The sequence below is a fragment of the Microbacterium sp. H6 genome (assembly GCF_003314775.1).
In the GTDB taxonomy this organism is placed as follows: domain Bacteria; phylum Actinomycetota; class Actinomycetes; order Actinomycetales; family Microbacteriaceae; genus Microbacterium; species Microbacterium oxydans.
In genome coordinates this window covers 839-1,947 of record NZ_QOAY01000308.1, presented here as the reverse complement: position 1 = coordinate 1,947, position 1,109 = coordinate 839, and the positions used below count along the sequence as shown (strand labels likewise).

At 68.3% G+C, this 1,109-nt stretch carries 1 protein-coding gene and 1 pseudogene; one reads left to right on the top strand and one right to left on the bottom strand.

Annotated elements, in window-relative coordinates; all coding sequences use genetic code 11:
- Positions 1–675: alcohol dehydrogenase catalytic domain-containing protein (locus DSP71_RS24485; RefSeq protein ID WP_258546595.1), on the bottom strand; the 675-nt coding region annotated here is incomplete at its 3' end.
- Between the two features lie 156 nt (positions 676–831).
- Between DSP71_RS24485 and DSP71_RS22785 the strand changes: the two are divergent.
- Positions 832–1,109: pseudogene (locus tag DSP71_RS22785) on the top strand (transcriptional regulator); the annotation flags it as partial.

The window sequence follows — 1,109 nt, the reverse complement described above, 5'->3', positions numbered from 1 at the left end:
GGGGTCGACCGCCTCTGTCGCGCCGAAGCGCAGGGCGACCTCTCGGCGTTCCGCCATCGGATCGCTGATCACGATCTCGGTGGCGCCGAAGGCCCGTGCGGTCTGCGCGGTGACGATGCCGATGGGGCCGGCCCCGGTGATCAGCACCCGGCTGCCCGGGCGCACCCCCGCCTTCTGCACGGCGGCGATGGCGACGGACAACGGCTCCATGAGCGCCGCGGCGTCGTCGCTCACGGAGTCGGGCACGGCGTAGGCGAAGTCGCCCTGGATCGCGACGTACTCGGCGAAGGCGCCATCGATGGGTGGGGTGGCGTAGAACTCGATCTGCGGGCAGAGGTTGTAACGGCCGCTCCGGCAGAACTCGCACACCCGGCACGGGCGCTGCGGTTCGATGGAGACGCGCTCGCCGAGGCGGGAGTCGTCGATGTCGGCGCCGACCGCGACGATGGTGCCTCCGGCTTCGTGGCCGAGGACGAGCGGCTCCTCCACGACGAAATCGCCGATGCGTCCCTCGTGGAAGTAGTGGACGTCGGAGCCGCAGATGCCGACCGCGTTCACCCGGACGATCACCTGATCGGGGGCGGGGGCCGGCACGGGGCGGGTCTCGATCGTCAGCTCGCCGGCTCGGACCAGCACGCTCGCACGCATGGTCGTCGGCAGTTCAGTGCGCTTCATCGGGCTCCTCGTGGTGCGTGTGCAGTCGCGCGGTCGTGATTGCTCGACCGACATTAGCCATGCGTGACGGATGAGACAACCAGGTGCTCAGATGAGCGCAAACGGTCGGATCCGGATATGCTGATCGGACTTGGCGGCGTGAGAGGAAGAGGCGACATGGGACCCGATGAGCTGGTGCGGATCTCGCACGTCGCACGCCGGCATTACCTCGAAGGGCGGACGAAGATCGAGATCGCGGAAGAGCTCGGTCTCTCGCGCTTCAAGATCGCCCGGATGCTGGAGGATGCGCTCGAGCAGGGGCTGGTCAAGATCACGATCGAGGCGCCGGACTCGCTCGATCTCGACCTGTCGATGCAGTTGCGTGCTCGGTTCGGCCTCACGCGCGCTCTCGCGGTGATCACCCCGGGGACGACGCCCGAGCTGATCCAGGACCG